The sequence below is a fragment of the Labilithrix luteola genome, from assembly GCF_001263205.1.
GTDB classification, from domain to species: domain Bacteria; phylum Myxococcota_A; class Polyangia; order Polyangiales; family Polyangiaceae; genus Labilithrix; species Labilithrix luteola.
This window is the reverse complement of the sequence record NZ_CP012333.1, coordinates 7,464,411-7,481,124: the sequence shown is the minus strand read 5'-3', so window position 1 is coordinate 7,481,124 and position 16,714 is coordinate 7,464,411. Positions and strand designations below refer to the sequence as shown.

At 66.6% G+C, this 16,714-nt stretch carries 14 protein-coding genes; 11 read left to right on the top strand and 3 right to left on the bottom strand.

What is annotated here, in order from left to right; translation table 11 throughout:
* Positions 1-2: 2 nt before the first annotated feature.
* Both AKJ09_RS32475 and AKJ09_RS32470 read right to left on the bottom strand, forming a co-directional pair.
* Positions 3-1,088 (bottom strand): efflux RND transporter periplasmic adaptor subunit, encoded by a 1,086-nt coding sequence (locus AKJ09_RS32475; RefSeq protein ID WP_146651738.1) that lies wholly within the window; start codon positions 1,086-1,088, stop codon positions 3-5.
* Complete coding sequence (locus AKJ09_RS32470; RefSeq protein WP_169928044.1) at positions 1,085-2,377, bottom strand: TolC family protein; 1,293 nt, start codon at positions 2,375-2,377, stop codon at positions 1,085-1,087. Before AKJ09_RS32470 ends, AKJ09_RS32475 begins: the two co-directional genes overlap by 4 nt.
* 222 nt (positions 2,378-2,599) lie before the next feature.
* Between AKJ09_RS32470 and AKJ09_RS32465 the strand changes: the two genes are divergently transcribed.
* The 3 genes from AKJ09_RS32465 to AKJ09_RS32455 all read left to right on the top strand — a co-directional run bounded on the left by AKJ09_RS32465 (position 2,600) and on the right by AKJ09_RS32455 (position 6,295).
* A complete protein-coding gene (locus AKJ09_RS32465) occupies positions 2,600-3,331 on the top strand; it encodes a response regulator transcription factor (RefSeq protein WP_240488661.1) in 732 nt (243 codons plus the stop codon).
* Positions 3,328-4,683 carry a HAMP domain-containing sensor histidine kinase gene (locus AKJ09_RS32460; protein WP_146651736.1) on the top strand — a complete coding sequence of 452 codons (1,356 nt, stop codon included), beginning with the start codon at positions 3,328-3,330 and terminating at the stop codon, positions 4,681-4,683. Before AKJ09_RS32465 ends, AKJ09_RS32460 begins: the two co-directional genes overlap by 4 nt.
* A 61-nt stretch (positions 4,684-4,744) precedes the next feature.
* Positions 4,745-6,295, top strand: coding sequence for a serine/threonine-protein kinase (locus AKJ09_RS32455; RefSeq protein ID WP_146651735.1), 1,551 nt, complete (start codon positions 4,745-4,747; stop codon positions 6,293-6,295).
* 229 nt (positions 6,296-6,524) lie between these two features.
* Here the strand turns inward: AKJ09_RS32455 and AKJ09_RS32450 are convergent, their stop codons facing one another.
* Positions 6,525-7,136: a hypothetical protein gene (locus AKJ09_RS32450; RefSeq protein WP_146651734.1), complete on the bottom strand. Its 612-nt coding sequence runs from the start codon at positions 7,134-7,136 to the stop codon at positions 6,525-6,527.
* A 175-nt stretch (positions 7,137-7,311) separates the two neighbouring features.
* Between AKJ09_RS32450 and AKJ09_RS32445 the strand changes: the two genes are divergently transcribed.
* The 8 genes from AKJ09_RS32445 (at position 7,312) to AKJ09_RS32410 (ending at position 16,707) form a co-directional block, all read left to right on the top strand.
* On the top strand, positions 7,312-8,349 hold the full coding sequence (locus AKJ09_RS32445; RefSeq protein ID WP_146651733.1) for a hypothetical protein: 1,038 nt from the start codon (positions 7,312-7,314) through the stop codon (positions 8,347-8,349).
* Between the two features lie 88 nt (positions 8,350-8,437).
* The gene (locus tag AKJ09_RS32440; protein WP_240488660.1) at positions 8,438-8,956 is read left to right on the top strand and encodes an RNA polymerase sigma factor; all 519 of its coding nucleotides are present in this window, start codon (positions 8,438-8,440) and stop codon (positions 8,954-8,956) included.
* The gene (locus AKJ09_RS32435; protein WP_146651732.1) at positions 8,953-9,657 is read left to right on the top strand and encodes a hypothetical protein; all 705 of its coding nucleotides are present in this window, start codon (positions 8,953-8,955) and stop codon (positions 9,655-9,657) included. The genes AKJ09_RS32440 and AKJ09_RS32435 overlap by 4 nt, the downstream gene beginning before the upstream one ends.
* Positions 9,658-9,773: 116 nt before the next feature.
* On the top strand, positions 9,774-10,919 hold the full coding sequence (locus tag AKJ09_RS32430) for a hypothetical protein (protein WP_146651731.1): 1,146 nt from the start codon (positions 9,774-9,776) through the stop codon (positions 10,917-10,919).
* The gene (locus AKJ09_RS32425) at positions 10,916-12,118 is read left to right on the top strand and encodes a beta propeller repeat protein (protein ID WP_146651730.1); all 1,203 of its coding nucleotides are present in this window, start codon (positions 10,916-10,918) and stop codon (positions 12,116-12,118) included. Before AKJ09_RS32430 ends, AKJ09_RS32425 begins: the two co-directional genes overlap by 4 nt.
* Positions 12,115-13,575, top strand: coding sequence for a hypothetical protein (locus AKJ09_RS32420; RefSeq protein WP_146651729.1), 1,461 nt, complete (start codon positions 12,115-12,117; stop codon positions 13,573-13,575). The genes AKJ09_RS32425 and AKJ09_RS32420 overlap by 4 nt, the downstream gene beginning before the upstream one ends.
* Before the next feature lie 55 nt (positions 13,576-13,630).
* Positions 13,631-14,911 (top strand): RCC1 domain-containing protein, encoded by a 1,281-nt coding sequence (locus AKJ09_RS32415; RefSeq protein WP_205633867.1) that lies wholly within the window; start codon positions 13,631-13,633, stop codon positions 14,909-14,911.
* Positions 14,908-16,707 carry an IgGFc-binding protein gene (locus tag AKJ09_RS32410; protein ID WP_146651728.1) on the top strand — a complete coding sequence of 600 codons (1,800 nt, stop codon included), beginning with the start codon at positions 14,908-14,910 and terminating at the stop codon, positions 16,705-16,707. Before AKJ09_RS32415 ends, AKJ09_RS32410 begins: the two co-directional genes overlap by 4 nt.
* The last annotated feature ends 7 nt before the right edge of the window (positions 16,708-16,714 follow it).

The window sequence follows — 16,714 nt, the reverse complement described above, 5'->3', positions numbered from 1 at the left end:
CCTCACTGAACGAGCTGGCCGCCTTCGAGCGACGGCGATGGGTCGACGACGACGACGTCGCCCTTGGTGACGCCTTCCTCGATCGCGAGCAGGTCGCCAGAAGCGACACCGGGCTTCACGATGCGACGTACGAGCTGGCCGCTTTCGACCACGTAGAGGCTCTTGTCGGCGCCGACGTCGAAGACCGCCGACTTCGGAACGACGGGCATCGGAACCTCGCCGGTCACCACGTCGACGTCGACGAACATGCCCGGCAGCAGCGCTCCGTCGGCGTTCGGCACCTCGGCCTCTACGACGACATCGCGCGTCGCAGAGCGGACCTCGCCGCTGATGTGCTCGATGTGTCCTTCGAACGTCCGCCCGGGCAGCGCAGCAGCGGCGAAGCGAACCAAAGAACCGATCTTCACGTCGGAGAACCTTCGCTCGGGCACCGTGAGGAGTAACCGAAGCGGATCACCGACCACCAACGTCGCGACCTTCGACGACGCCTGCACGTAGTCGCCGACGCTCACCGCACGTTCGGTCACCACGCCGGTGAACGGAGCCCGCACCGTTCCGTCGCCGACCGTCAACGAGGCACTGGCCACGCGAGCCTCGCTGACACCGAGCGCGGCCTGGTCCTGTTTGCACTTCGCCGTTTGCTTGGCGTACTCCTGCTGGGTGATCGCCCCGCGGGCGACGAGCGCGTCGTAGCGGCTGCACTCGATGCGCGAGGCCTCGAGCTGCGTTTTGGCGCTCTCGAGATTCGCATTCGCCTCGGCAGCGCTCGCCGCGGCGGCGCGGATGTCGAGTTGGGCAATCGCCGTTCCGCGTGTCACCTTCTGACCGCGCTCGACGAACGTCTTCACGACACGTCCGCTGGCGTTGGCCGTGAGCTCGGTGCGCACGTCCGCCTGCAGGGTGCCCGTCAGCGGCAGCGCGCGCGGCATCGGTCGCGAATCGACCGTCGCGGTTTTGACGACCGCGCGTACCGCAGGCGCCTTCGCTTCGACGCTCGCGTTCGCGTCTTTCTTCCGACATCCCGATGCGCACGCGAGAGCGGCGACGACCAGCGCCGCGCGAACCGCGAATCCTCCCTGCGGCTTCATTTTCCACCTTCGTCGTTCGTCACGCGGCGCGCCGACAATCGGAGAAGCGCGCGCGCATATTTCAAATCAGCAACGGCCTGCACGTGGCTCACGCCTGCACCGAAGAAGTCACGCTGCGCTTGGACCACTTCGATCTGCGTGGCGACTCCGCTCTGGTAGCGATCGCGCGCGAGCTCCAAGGCGGCCGTCGACGAGTCGAGCTCCGCCCGCGCTGCCCGAGCCTTCTCGATCCCCGCATGCACTTGATTCCAAGCCTGGTCGACGGCGTCTTCCGCGGCCCTCCGTGCCTTGTCCTCGCGCGCCTGCGCGGCCGCGAGCGCTGCGCTTTGCGCACGCACGTTGGGCGCGAGGGTCAGGTCGAATCGCCAATTCGCAGTGAGGCTCATGAGGAGAACCGAGTTCTTCCCAGCGAAGCCACCAGCATTCGTGAAGCGCTCCTGGGCTTGGGCCGAGAGGGTCGGGAGCCACGCCGCGCGCGCAGCCGTCCGATTGCGCTCGGCCACGACGGTGTTGGCGACCGCCGCATGGACGGGTACGAGGTCACCACCTCTCGAATCGTCGAGCCATACCGAGACGGGCGGCTCCTCGTTCAGGTCGTCGTCGATGGCCAGTGCCTCGCCGGACGGCTCCGGACTCAGGCGGGCCAGCGACGCAAGCACCCGGCGCGCATCGACGAGTCCTTGCTGCGTCGCCGCGAGCTCTTGCCGAGCCCGAGCGACGTCGGCCTGCGCGCGCTGCACGTCGAGCTCGCTCGCCGTCCCGAGGTCCTTGCGGTCGGACACGGTCCGAGAATTGTCTTCCGCATACCCGAGGCTCGCCTTGGCCTTGCCGACGAGCGCTTCCGAACCAACGAGCTCGTAGTATGCCCTCGTTACGTTCTCCTCGACCGTGAGCTGAGTGTTCGTGCGTGAAGCTCCCGCTGCGCGGAACGTCGCCGTGGCCGCACGCTTCCTCTGCCAGGCAGCGACGTCGACGATCGGGACGGCCAAGGTCAGCGAACCGTCGAGCGCGTTGAGCGCTTGGATCGTCAATGTGCCGCCGTTCGGAATGTCGAACTTCGCCTCCGCGCCGTTGCGCGTGTACGTGCCCTGCGCGGCGATCGAAGGAAGAAACTTTCCCGTGGCAACGTCGCTCTCGGCGTCACGCTGGCGCTCGATGGCGGCAGCTTCGCGATTGTCGGGGTTACGTTCTCGCGCGCTCGCGACGAACGCGTCGAGCGGCTGAAGCGCCAGCGCATCGCGCACGACGAAGCCTCCGAACAGGGGCGGTGAGATCGACAGCAGAGCCATGATCGCGCGAGGAGCACGACCGTTCTTTCTGCGACCTTTCGCAGGCCGCGACACGCAACTTCGCGTCATCCGGCCGTTAGACTGACGGGACCAACTGTCCAGGGAATGACCCGACTGTGTCCGAATGTGTCCGGTGCTCGACGCGCCCGAGCACGCGATAGAACGAGTGTGCATCCTCGGTCGGTTCGCCAGCCGGGAGCACACGAACGAGGCTCGAACGGGATGAACGAAGTCGACTCGCAATCAGGCTCCGGAGCGATGGCGTTGCCGATCACCGTCGTCTACATCGAAGACGACGCGAAGCTCGCGCGCCTCACCGCGCAGTACCTCGAATCGTTCGGCATGCGTGTCATCGTCGAGCTCGAAGCGCGGTCGGGCATCGCGAGCGTTCTTCGTGAGCGGCCTGACGTCATCTTGCTCGACCTGATGCTCCCGGAGTCCGACGGGCTCGAGGTCTGCAAGCAATTGCGTGCGCGCCTCGCCACGCCCATCGTCATGGTGACTGCGCATGGCGAAGAAGCCGACCGCGTGATGGGCCTGGAGGGCGGCGCCGACGACTACATCTCCAAGCCGTTCTCACCGCGAGAGCTCCTCGCCCGCGTGCGCGCGCAAGCACGGCGTGGGCGAGGCCAGGTCGGACCGCGCTCGCACCTCGTCGTGGGGCCGCTATCGATCGAGCCGACCTCGCGCAGCGTTACCCTCGACGGTCGTGAGCTCGAGCTGACCAGCTACGAATTCGATCTCCTGCGTGCCCTCGCCGAGCGCGCCGGCCAGGTTCTCTCGCGCGAGCAGCTCGTGGAGATCGTCCGCGGCAGCGCCGACGAGGCGTTCGATCGATCCATCGACGTCCGGATCTCGCGCTTGCGACAGAAGCTCGGCGACGATCCTCGTCATTCGCGCCTGCTCAAGACCGTCCGCGGCGTCGGCTACGTGCTCGTAGCGGGGCGTCCGTGAAGAAGATTCGCTTCCGGCGGCTCGCCGTCCGGATCTTCGCGTACGCCATCGTGCAAACCATCGCGATGTTCTTCGCGATGTGGTGGACGCTTTCCGTCCAGTGGCGATACTTCCCGAGTGTTGGGCACGAAGACATCGTCCAGTACCTCGCGGACGACATTGCGCTCGCCGTGGGTGACGACGCTCGCTTCGACGCGCAAGTCGAACGCATCCGGGCCAAAGCCGAGATCTTCCTCCTCGACCCCCAAGGTCACGTCGTTTGGACGAGCGGGCATGTCACAAGGCCCGACGGTCTCGGCACCTGCCAGGCCGTGCGATACGCCAATCATTCCCCGGTCGACGGATATCTTTGCGCGCACCGCGACCTGCCGGCACCGAAAGGCGCAGCGACGTCCGTGGAGGTCTTGATCGGCCGGCCGGCACCGTCGCTCTGGATATGGTTCGGCGGCGACGCGATCATCCTCGTCATCGGAGCGGTGCTCCTCGGACGATCGCTCAGCCGTCCGCTCCATCGGATGTCGACCGTCGCCCAGCAGTTCGGCGCCGGACATCTGCAGGCCCGCGTGAACCTGGAGCGCTCCGACGAAATCGGCGACGTTGCAACGGCCTTCGACAAGATGGCCGACCGGGTCAACGACGTCCTCCGCATGGAGCGCGAGCTCCTGGCGAACATCTCCCACGAGCTCCGCACGCCGCTCACGCGCATCCGTCTCGCCCTGGAATTCATCGGCAACGGAGACGTTGCGGTCGCGCGCGAATCACGACGAGACATTGCCGACGATCTCGACGAGCTCGAACGCATTCTCGGCGACGTCCTCGCGTCTGCGCGGCTCCAGCTCGACGATGGGACGAACTACGGAATCTCCCCCCTGCGTATCGAACGCGTGGCGCTGACCGATGTGATCAGCCGCGCCGCTGCGCGGTTCCGCAAGGCCCACCCGAATCGGCCCCTCGACGTCGACGACGTTCCGTTCGAGGACGAATTGGACGCCGACCCCATCCAGCTCCGGCGCGCCATCGACAACGTTCTCGCGAATGCACACAAGTATACCGACGATCCGGCAGGGCCCGTGAGCGTTGCCTACGAGAGCGACGCGCGCCTCATGCGCCTGCGCATCGTCGACCGAGGGATTGGCATTTCCGAGGACGATCAGAAGCGCCTCTTCCGCCCCTTTTTCCGCGCCGATCGTAGCCGCTCGCGCGCCACGGGAGGGCTAGGTCTCGGGCTCCTTCTGGTGCAGCGTATCGTCGAAGCCCATGGCGGAACCGTGAGGCTCGAAAGCCGTCTCGGCCAAGGCACCACCGTGACCATCGAGCTGCCGCGGGCCCCCGAATCGACTCTAAATTTCTAGCGGACACAATTCGACGCAATCGGGTCAACTTGGGGTCAAGCCCGCCTCGGATGCTTGGAGCATGAGCAGCCGAGAGCCGGAGACGCCTGCCCCCTCGCCGTCGCTGCGGCGCTCGCCATTGCTTTTCCGGTCGCCGATCGGGAACGAAGCGGAGCGCGCGCACTTCCAGCGTCGTCTGGAGATGACGTTGCTCGCCGTCGTCGTCCTACAGGCAACGTTCTGCTTCGTGTCGCTGGGAACGCTGCTGGCAGGTCCCATCGAACGAGAGAGAGCCACGACGATCCAGTGCGCCGGACACGGAGTCGTCGCAAGCGCCGCCCTGCTTGCGGCCTTCGCTCTCCGCCGACGGGCACGCAGCATCGACGCACTCGATCGCTTCGACGCCTTCGCGACGATGCTCGTCGCCTGGCTCACGATTGGCTTCACAGCGCTACCTCCGAGCGGCGAAGGCCCACACATGGTCGCGCTGCAGATCGTCACCTATGTGAACGTTCTCCGTGCGGCCTTCGTTCCCTCGACGGCGGTGCGTACGTTCGTCGTCGCGAGCGCCGCTCTGCTTCCGCTCCTCCCCGTTACCATGACACTCCGCACCTCCGGTGGCCCGAGCGGCTCGCTCATGGCCGTCTGGTGCGCCCTCAGCGCGGCGTGTGTGGGCGCGATCTCGTGGGTCGTGTACGGCCTGGGCGTGCACTCGAGCGAGACGTCACGCATTGGACAGTACGTTCTCGACGCCAAGATCGGTCAGGGCGCGAGTGGTGCCGTCTATCGGGCGACCCACGCTAGCCTGCGAAGGCCGGCTGCCGTGAAGCTCTTGACCGATGTCTCGCCGGAGGCCGCCGACCGCTTCGAACGCGAGGTCCAGCTCACGGCCCGATTGCGTCATCCCAATACGATATCCATCTTCGACTACGGACGAACGACGGATGGATTCTTCTATTGCGCAATGGAGTATCTGGAAGGCGTCGATCTCCATCGGCTCGTCGAACGCGAGGGCCCTCAGCGACCCTCACGCGTCGTGCATTTTCTCGTCCAGATCTGCAACGCGCTCGAGGAAGCTCACGCGGCCGGGCTCGTCCATCGCGACATCAAACCGTCGAACGTGATGTTGGTTCCGAAGCTCGGCGTCCACGACGCCATCAAGGTCCTCGACTTCGGATTGGTGTACGTGGCCCTCGGCGAGGAGGAGGCGACGTCGAGGGCCGTCGTCGGCACTCCCCTCTTCATGGCGCCCGAGGTGATTCTCGATCCGTCGCGCGTCGACGGACGCGCCGACCTCTACAGCCTCGGCGTCACCGCATACTATCTTCTGACCGGGCGCTACCCACTCGAGGGCGCCAGCGCGGTCGACGTGTGCATCGCGCAGATCTACGAAGAGCCAGAACCGCCGTCGTCGCACGTCAGCGGACTGCCGCGCTCGCTCGAACGACTGCTGATGACGTGCCTCGAGAAGAGCCCCGAAGACCGACCTCGCAGTGCCGCCGTGCTCGCCGCCCAGCTGCGCGCATGCGACGTCGGCCCCTGGCTCGAATCCGAGGCGCAAGAGCGATGGCGTGGCGACTCCACCGACGCTGCCCCGCGGGACACGCTCCCTGCCGCGATCGTCACGACGTGAAGCGCGAGGCCTGACATCCCACGTGGTGGTTGCACAACTTGGCACAGCCAGCACTCGGGGAATTGCAGAGAACTGGGGGACTCGCAGGCACGTGGCGCGGGCGCGCGACGGCACAGCCAGGCGGTCAATTATCGGTCATTCCCACGCCCTTGGCACACTCGTTCTGGCACATCCCTGACAGTGATGGCGCGGAGCGGTGAAGGCGACTCTCCGTCAGGCGTTCGTCGGGCTAGAGCGTCGTTCCCGGCGCCTTGTCCTCGACCGGCGCTTTCGCCCCGTCTTTGACGCGGATGGCCCACGCCACACTGCCCAGACCGAAGCCGGTGACGAGAACGAGGTTGCCACCGAGGACCTTGGTCGCCCGCTTCAGCGATTCGACCGCGCGATCGCGGTTCTCCTCGACGCTACCCGACGAAACGAAGCAGGGCCACGAGGTGGGCACGGCCGCCCAGACGAAGAGCGTCGCCACGAGCAAGACGCGCTGCGGATAGCAGACCGGCCGCCGCCACTTTTCGCGGTACGGATAGAAGAAGTCGGAGTTGGGCTCGGCTTCGACCTTCCCGAGCACCTCGTAGCGGTCTTCGTCGACGGAGAGCACACCGTCCTTCAGGGAAATCCCGGGCGGGAGCTGGCCGACGATGGCCTTGACCTGCTCGTCGGCGGTCCCCTCCAGCAGCGTTTGGGCCTGAGCGGTGATGGTTCCCGTGTTCCGATGCTCGCCGGACACGGACTCCACGCGTGGATTCCAGACCTGCGAGGCGCAGCCCATTTGCGTCGCGGCCAGCGCGATGCCGGCCGGAAGGAGGAAGCGCGTGACGAATGGCGAGACTCTCTTGGACATCGGCCCTAGGAGCCGCGCTCACGCCCGAGGTCGCACGAAACCCTCGCGACGGCTCGCCGTCGTTCGAGCTCGGCCGAGGTCGACGGGCCCTCCGAATGGGAAAACGTGCCGGGAGGACGCGCGGCTAGGATAGGATCGCGGCGTGTGCCGACGCCGTGCTGCAACGCGCTCTCGGATGCGCATTGCCGCTGGCGCCCTCTCCCTCGGCTTGGCGTGGCTCATGGGCTGCCCGGAAGCGCGGGCCGACGCCACGTTCGCCCTCTCGTGGCGGTCCAAGCCTGGAGTGCCGGCGTGCCTGACCGAGGCTGCCGTCCGTCGCGGCGTGGAAAAGAAGCTCGAGCGCAATCCCTTCACCGATCGCGAGCACGCCGACATCCTCATCGAAGGCGAAGAGTCACGAGCGAGCGGTCGGTTTCGAGCACGCCTGACCCAAAGAGATCGTGGAGGCATCGTCCTCGGCGCGCGGGAGCTCGATGCCGACACCTGCGCGAGCTTGCTTCGAACGGCCACGATCGTCGTGGCGCTCTTCATCGAACCGGAAGGAGCGCGACCGCGGCAGCCGGAGACCACGTCCGAACCTGCGCCGCCGCCGGAAGAAGCGGAAGAAGAACCGATCGAGCCCGAGCCCGCCATGACGGGAGCACCTCGACGCCGAAAGCTTCGATCCAAACCGGCACCGCGCCCGCTCCCGACGTTCGAGCTCTCGCTCGGCGCAGGCATCGCAGGCGCGATCGGGCTGCTGCCGTCGCCCAGCGTGTCCGTGCGCGCAGCGGCGCGACTCGAAGCAACGCGATCCCGCATCGGCTTCGAGTGGTCAGGCGGCTATTCCCTCCCCCAAACGCTGCGCGATGGTTCGGTCCGCGGAACCTTCTCCGCGATCGACCAACAGCTCCGCGCGTGCGTTCCTCTCCTCCCGACGTCCCGACTCACGCTCGACGCGTGTGGCGGGGTCTTCTGGGGAGCCATCATCCCCACCACCTCCGGCGTCCGAGAGCGCAAGGATGCCTGGCGGCCCCTCGCCGGCCCACTCGGAGCGCTCGCGCTCGAGCTAGACCAACGCCCGGGCGCCCTACGCCTCGACCTTGGGCTCGTCGTCCTCCCCCTCCGCCGCGAGCTCTACTACGAGACGACCACGGGCCAGCAGCAGCTCTTCTATTCGACCGGAAGGTTCGTCGGATTCGTTGGGGTGAGCGGCCTACTCACGATTTTGTAATAATCGGGGTCGGTGGCCTGCATATGGTCCAGTGCGGGCGTTATCCATTCCCAGCCTTGCGTCCGATGAATCGGGGGTTCGGCTCCACGTGAGCGGACCTCCCGACATCGCGGCGATCTTCCGAGAGCACGGCCCCTACGTCTACACCGTGCTCCGGAGCCTCGGCGTGCACGCGGCCGACGTCGACGACGCCTTCCAGGAAGTCTTCGTCGTCATCCACCGGAAGCTACCCAGCTACGAGGACCGCGGCTCGCTGCGGGCTTGGGTCTACGGCATCTGCGTGCGCCTCGCCCGCCGGTTCCGGAGCCGACGTGGTGCGGCGCGGGAGGTGGCCTCCGACCAGCTGCCCGAGCCCGTCGACCCGAGAACCCCTGCCGAGCACCTCAGCGAGCAGCAGGCCCGCGCCATCGTCAACACGATCCTGGACGACCTCGACGACGACAAGCGCGCCATCTTCGTCCTGTTCGAGCTCGAGGAGCTGACGATGAACGAGGTCGCTCAGTCCCTCGAGATCCCCCTGCAGACGGCCTACTCCAGGCTCCGCGCCGCGCGCGAAGCCGTCGAGGCCGGTGTCCGCCGCTATCGCATGCGGAAGGAATTCAAATGAGTCGAGACCCCATCCGCCTCTCGGAGTTGCGCGATCCCCCGTCCGCCGATGCGGAGTTCCTGGGCACCGTCCTTCGAACGGCGCGTCGCGCGTCGCCGCCCCTTGGCAAGATGGACGAGCTCGCCAGCCGCCTCGGCCCGATGCTCGGCGACAAGCCTCCCTCGCCCGTTCGCTGGATGCCGTGGGCCTCGGCCTCCGTGGTCGCGATCGCCCTCGTCACGGCCACGGTCGTCGTGACGCGCTCGAACAGTGGCGCGGCCGTGGCGCCTACGACAACGACCACGACGGTTCGAACCGAGCGCCCCGAGCCCGCGCCGGAGCGTGCAGCCGCCCCGGTCGAAGCCGCGCCGGCCATTTCGGTGGACTCGCTCCCCGACGTGCACACTCAGCGCGTACCTGTCCCTGCGTCGGCGCCCGCGACGAGCCTCGCGCGATGCAACGAGGTCGAGCTCATCGATGCGGCCGACACGAAGCTCCGCGCGGGTGACGCCGCCGGTGCGCTCGCGATGACCCGTGAGCACGAGCAGCGTTGTGCGTCCGGCACGCTCGCCCAGGAACGCGAGCGCATCGCCATCGAGGCACTCGCCAAGCTCGGTCGCAACGACGCTGCGCGTGCTCGCGCTCACGCCTTCGAAGAGCGCTATCCGTCGTCGCCTCACGTTCGTCGCGTACGACAAGTCATCGGCGACCTGAATAGGTAGTGTATCGGCACTTTGTGTCGATTGTTTCATAAGGATGACGTCGGAGCTGCATGATGAACATGCGCAGTCGGCTTCGAAGCGACCGTCCTTCTCATCCTCGTCTGGGCATCGCCCTGATGACGATCTCACTGGCCCTTGCATGGGGATGTTCGACCGCGCAGGATCGCCTGGGCGTCGCGATCGACAACCAGCCTCCGCCCGTCTTCGTCACCGAAGACGCCGGCGGCGACGCTGACGCGAGCGACTTCGTCAACTACTGCCCCTCGAACAAGTGTCCTCCAGGCTGGACGACCTGCCCGACGTCGCTCTTCCCGTGCGACGTGAACTTGCTCTCGGACGTCAACAACTGCGGTGCCTGCGGCTCCACGTGCCCGCCGGGTCTGAACGAGAAGTTCTCGTGCGACAACGGCGCATGCAAGATGGCGTGCGAAAAGCACCTCGATTGCGACGGGATCGTCGACAACGGCTGTGAGATCTCTCCCGTCGACGACAAGAACTGCGGTGCGTGCGGGAAAGAGTGCAAAGACCCCGACAAGCGCTGCGTGTACCAGGGCCAATGGGGCAACAGCCCCACGGACTGCGGCTGTCCGGACGGCAAGGCGAGCTGCGATGCGAGCGGCCAGTGCTACGACCTCAAGGCGGACGACACGAACTGCGGTGCGTGCGGGACGCAGTGCGACCCGACGAACGGCGGCAAGCCCGCATTGGCGAACGCCAAATACGGATGCGGAGACGGCAAGTGTGGCGCTCTCAAATGCACCGGCCGATTTGCCAATTGTGACGGTAACGTCGAGAACGGCTGCGAAACGTCGATCGTCGCGGACGACAACTGCGGTTCTTGTGGAGTTGTGTGTCCGGCCGGCACCGCGTGCCGGATCGACAGCGCCACGTCGCAGCCGATGTGCGCGTGTCCGACGGGCCTGACGTACTGCCAGAACCACTGCGAGGGTGACGTCTGCTTCGGAAGCTGTGTCGACCTGACGACCGACTACGCCAATTGTGGAGCCTGCGGCGCCTACTGCAGCTATCTCAATGGCACTCCGCGCACATGCAACTTCGGCTCGTGCGAAATGCGATGTCGCGAGGGCCAGGCCGATTGCAACAACAGCCAATCGGACGGGTGCGAAGTGAACACCAACAGCGACCCACACAATTGCGGCGGGTGCGGTCAGGTTTGCGACGCCGTCGCCGGTCAGGCGTGTGTCGCGGGTCGATGCGTGGTCGAGCCTTGCGACCAGGACGCCGGGGAGCTCGCGCGATGAAGACGACACGAGCCAGATTCCTTCTCCTCGCCGCCGGCGCCGTTTCGAGTGCGGGAATCGCGACCTCACTGCTCGCCGCGTGCGCGGCCGACGAGAGCAGCGCCCCCCTCGAGGCCGACGCCGCGGTGGTTCCGACCCCCGATGCAACGACACAAGATGCGGGGAGCGACGTCGACGCGGCTCCCTGCGCGGTGGACTGCGAGTATTTCCCGGCCGAATGCACGGCCGACGCTCTCTGCCCGAACGGCCCCTTCGATCCGAAAGACCCCACCGTGGGCCTCGATTGGCGAACACGCGTCAACGTGATCGCCGGGCGCTCGGCGTCCGACCTCTGGATCGCCGGCACTGTCGGAACCGTCGCCCACTTCGACGGCACGGCGTGGACCGTCTCCGACACCGGAACGCAGGCCGCCCAGCACGCCTTCTGGCTCGCGCCCTCGGGTGAATTCACGATTGGAACCTTCGATCGAATTTACAGCCACGGCCTCGACTTCGACGGTATCGCCGACGCGGGAGTTTCGCCGGGAGGCTGGTCACGCCGGCCGACGCCCACGATTCCTTCGGGCTTCGGTCGCGAGCTCACCGCCGGCTGGGCTGCCCCGGGCGCGAACGCCATCTGGTTCGGCACGAGCACCGATCTTTGGCGACTTCGCCTCGGCACGAACTCCTCACTCGAAGTCCAACCGGGAATCGCAGCGTCGGTGTGCTCCTCGATCCCCTGCCAGAAAATGCGAAGCATCCACGGAGCGTCGGCGAGCGCGTTGTTCGCCGTCGGCGACGTCGGAGCAGCGGTTCGCATTTCCGGCGCCGACGGAGATCACCCCACCGCGAGCCCTCTCAACACGCAGACGTGGACCGGGCTCACTGGCGTGTGGGCCGCTTCGGACACGGACGCCTGGGCGGTCGGCGGCTCCGGGACCATTCGCCACTACACGGGCAACGATCTGCAGTGGAACACCGAGACCAATGTTCCGACAACGGAGAATCTCAACGGCGTATGGGGCGCCTCCCCGACCGACGTGTGGGCCGTTGGGAATGCCGGCGTCGTTCTCCACTACGACGGCACGAGCTGGTCGCGCGTGAAAATCGCGGGACTCGGTTCGCGCCGGCCTGATCTCTATTCCGTTTGGTCACCAGGGCCAGGACACGTCTGGGTCGGAGGAATGGGCGTCGTCTTGGCACTCGGAGGGAAACCATGAAAAGGATCTTTGCCTTTGCGTCAGCGTCGCTGGCGCTTGCGGCGGCCGCGGCCTGCGCGACGTCCCAAGAGGAGCCGCAGCCGCAGGCGGCCGACGACGCCGGCTCGACTGCCGTCCCCGACACCGGAATCGTCAGCCCGACCAACGACGGCGGCGGAACGACTCCGAAAGACAGCGGCCACACGGGCCCCGAGTGCAGCGACGCCGGATGGTGCACGACGGCGCTCCCCGACGTCGACCTCACGCTCCGCGACATCTGGCCTTTCGAGACGCGCGCCTTCGCGATCGCGGAGAGCCTGACCCTCGGCGTCAAGGTCCTCGAGTGGAACGACGCCGACGCGAAATGGGCTTACGTCGACGACAATACCCAGAACGAGTACGGATTCGGGCAATACGCGGGAAAGCTCTGGGCGCCGAACGAGAACGAAGTCTACTACGGAGTTGCGCCTTCGCTCCTCTATCACGGCAAGCGCTCGGCTCCCGGAACGCCGTTTACCTGGGAACGCACGCGGCTCCCGAGCAACAGCCTCGACACCAATCCGAAGCACGATCCCGGTGTCGCGAATTACATGGACATGAATCTGGCGTATCCCGTCACGACGACGGCCCTCGGCGTGTGGGGCGCCCCCGGCAGTTCCGACGTGTACGCCTGGTACGCGAATACGATCTTCCGTTTGCAGACCGACGGAAGCGGCACCTCGTCGTGGGTTCCCGACTACGTCCTCACGGACGACGCGCATCCCGACGACGTCTTCTACGTCTTCGGCGCGAGCGGCTCGAGCAAGGACGACGTGTGGTTCGCCGTTGGGCGTGGTCGCTACGGCGACACCGGCGCGTTCGCGTGCCCCATGGTGATTCACAAGACCCCCGATGGATACGCACGCGTCCTCGACAACGACATCAACGATGCCGACAAGCAGCAGTACAACGCCGACGCTTGTCACCCGAAAGCCGGGTCGCTCGGGTTCAATTTGAGCATCTCTTTCCCACCCTACGGCGTCTTCACGCTCCCGTGGACGAACGGCGGCTACCTCACGAGTATCGAGTCCGCCGGGCCGGGCGCTGCCGTCGGGATCTTCCACGGGAAGTTCTTCGCCTACGTCAGCACGAACGATCCCCCCACCGCGGCCGTGAACCAGGTGGTGGTGAACGTGCCGCGTGCGTTCGTCCCAGGCTTGGTGAACTCGGTCTGGGTGAACGGAGCCGACACGTGGGTGAGCGGCTGGGGCCTCGTCATGCACGTGCCCACGGACCCCGCACGCTGGGGATTCGGGCTCGGCATCCTGACCGCACACGACGCCGACCAGAATGAGGCGGATGCGTCCACGTACACCGTCTCCACCACTGCGGTCGAAGGCGCTCCTCTCGATCGACCGTTCTATCGGGTGCGAGGCACCTCCAACACCAACATCTGGGCCATCGGACCTCGCTATGCACTTCACAAGACGACGCCTTGATCGGAGCACGTCGAGTGCGCTCTTCGCCGTCTCCCTCCTCGCTACCTGCCTCGGGGTGGGCGTCGCGACGGCGAGCTGCTCGAGCAGTGACGAGCCTTCGGAATCGTCCCAATCGGTGGATGCCGGAGCCGACGCCACGGCCGTCACGGACGGCTCGAAGCCGGACGTGGCGACCGAACGCGACGCCGGCCTGGTCGACGCCGCGGCGCTGCCGGTCGTGTGCGAATCCACGCCGTGCGTGACGGCCCTCGTCACGACGCTCGGCGCGAACATCGACGATCGGAGCGAGGGCTTCTGTGCGTTGCTCAGCGACGGCACCGTGGCCTGCTGGGGCGCGAACGGCGCAGGCCAGCTCGGGCGTGGCGACGACGCGCCGACGGTCGACAGCGCCAATGCGGCACGTGTCACGGGCCTCACCGACGTGGTCTCGCTCGATCACACGTGCGCCGTCGACAAGAACGGCGCGGTGTGGTGCTGGGGCACCGGCCCCTTCCTGCAGCCCGACGCGGGGGCTCCGCTGGCGGCGCGCTCGCCCGTGAAGCTCGACATCCCCCCGGCCACGAAGATCGGCACGAGCTACGCGACAGCCTGCGCTGCCGTGAGTGACGGGCTGCTCTGCTGGGGTAGCAACGCGAACGGACAGCTGCAGCCGCTCACGGACACGCCAGGTCCGACGGGCCAACCGAAGTCGATTGCGCTTCCTCCGGGCGGAAAGATCGAAGCCATCTCCGTCGGTCTCGCCACCTTCGTTCTTCGTGACGACGGTTCGCTGACCACGTGGGGAGCCAATCCCCCCATTGGGCGACTGTCGCCGATCTTCCCCGACCCCTATCCGCAGAAGGTTCCCATCGAGGGAATCAAGGCGACCGATCTCGTCTACGACAATGCGTGCGCAACCGCAGGCGGCCGCGGCTACTGCTGGGGCGCGCGGGTGCAGCAAAAGCAATGGGGCGGCTCTGGGCTCGACCGTGCGGTCCCCGAACCGGTCATCGCCCCTGAGCCCATCACCGACATCGCTACGACGCATACCTACCTCATCGACAGTGAGGTCCATCCCTATCGCTGGTGCGCAGTTGGGATATCGGGAAAGGCGTATTGCTGGGGCGCAAACGACAGCGGCCAGGCCGGAGACGGCACGCAGGATCACGCCTACGACGCCACGAAGGTCGTCGGCTTGCCGGGCCCTGTCGCCCGAATCAAGACCACGCCCAACACGACGTGTGCACTCCTCACCAGCGGCAAGGTCTATTGCTGGGGCAGCAATTACAACGGCCAGCTCGGCAACGGTGAGAATCGGGGGAGGAATTTCGTTCCGGCAGAGGTGAAGCTCCCATGAGCCGTCGTATTTCGAACAAGGCGACGTTGTCGATCGTTGGTTTGACGCTTTTTTCCGCCTTCGCGGTGACCGTCGGCGCGTGCGGACATGACAAAGGCGGCTTCGAGGAATCGCAGGCCGGTTTCGACGCCGCCTCGCCTCTCGGTGAGGTCGACGCCGCCGCCTGTCCATTCCAGTGCTCGCTCGATGGTCGCTCGATCATTCGATCGTGCTCGGGCGAGGTCATCGAAACATGTGATGCCAACAAGGCTTGCGGCGCCGCCAAGTGTCAGGAGCCATGCGCCGCCGCCGCGGCCGATCAGAGCTCGAACGGCTGTGAGTTCTATTTCCAGACGCCGGCCACGAGGGATCTCTATTCGGACTCCTGTTACGCCGCGTTCGTCGTCAACACGTCGACGCAGCCGATGGATTTCACACTCGACCTCGAAGGGAAGGCACTCGACGTCTCCAAGGCCGTCTTCCGCACGAACCCTGGCGATGCGACGCTGATCTCGCATACCGGTCCGCTCGGTCCCGGTGAGAGCGTCGTCGTCTTCGTCTCCGATCACGATCCCGCCGTGCCGATCAGCAGGCAGAATCCGATCGCGTGCCCCAAGGGCGTGGTCCCTGCGATGCTGCGTGCCGGCGCGCTGAACGGGTCGGGAATCGGCTCGTCGTTCCACTTGAAGACGACGATGCCAGTCTCCCTCGTCGCGATGTATCCGTTCGGCGGCGCGGCCAGCTACTTCCCCACGGCAACGCTCGTCCTTCCCGTGGTGACGTGGGCGAAGCAACACGTCGTGGTCGGTTCATGGGAGGCCGTCGTCCCCGGTGACCCCAACACCCAGATCGTGGCGGCCGAAGACGACACTCAGGTGACGATCCTCCCGACGAAGGCCATCCAGAACGGGCCGACCATCAAGGGCGGGGCGCCGAAGGTCCCGGCGAAGTTCACGCTGGGGGCGGGCAAGTTCCTCCAGCTCAGCCAGTTCGACGACCTCACCGGAAGCATCATCACGTCGAACAAGCCCACGACGGTCTTCTCGGGGCACGGCTGCGCGGACGTCCCCTCCAGCGCCGGTGCGTGCGACGTCCTCTGGCAACAGGTCCCCGCCTACGAGCAGTGGGGCTCCGAATACGCTTCGGTCGGCTACCGACCGAGGATCGGAGACGAGCGAGAGACCATGCCGTATCGCATCGTGGCCGCGCGTGACGGCACGCGGCTCGACTACGATCCCGCCATCCCGGTCGGCGCGCCGACGGTGCTGAACGCGGGCGAGGTTGCAACGTTCCCGGCCGGCGTCGGCGAAGCGTTCGTGGTGCGCACGCAGGACGTCGACCACCCGATCTACGTTGGAGCCCTCATGACGGGCTTCAGCGGCGGCTACTACGGCTCGCCCAACCAGGCGGGATGGGGCGATCCGGAGTTCGTCAACGTCGTGCCGGCCGGGCAGTACCTGAACGCGTACAGCTTCTATGCCGACCCGTCGTACGACCAGACCTCGCTCGTCGTCGTCCGCGCGAAGAGCCACGGCGAGTTCAAAGACGTGTGGCTCGAGTGCGCCGGCGCCCTGACGGACTTCAAGCCGATGGGGACGCGCGGTGACTACGAATGGACGCGCGTCGACCTGATCAAGGACCACGGCCCGGGCCAAACCTTCGGCGACAAGACCTGCCAGAGCGGCCTGCAGAACATGAAGAGCGATGGCCCCTTCACGGCCACGATCTGGGGTTGGGGCTTCGCCGCGAGCTACGCGTACCCGGGCGGCATGGCCCATCGCAAGCTCGTGACCCAGCCGCTGCCCGACATCTACTAGCGCTCGA